Source organism: Pseudoalteromonas sp. G5_S1_54_S4, from assembly GCF_054968565.1.
In genome coordinates, this window is the sequence record NZ_JBQKUL010000167.1 from 1 (window position 1) to 206 (window position 206).

Sequence of the window (206 nt, forward strand, 5' to 3'; positions counted from 1 at the left end):
CCGGTCCACGCGACCAGGGCGCCGGCGGTGATGACCCCCAGGTTGATCACCACGTCGTTGGCCGAGAATATCCAGCTTGCCTTCATGTGCGCCCCGCCTTCCCGATGTTTGGATATGAGCAGCAGACAACTGGTATTGGCAATCAATGCGACGAATGCGATAGCCATCATCACCAGCGATTCAGGCTCACTACCGAATACAAAGCG

General features: G+C 57.3%; 1 pseudogene. It reads right to left on the reverse strand.

The window, feature by feature from the left end:
* Positions 1-206: pseudogene (locus ACTRWE_RS19390) on the reverse strand (cation transporter); the annotation flags it as partial.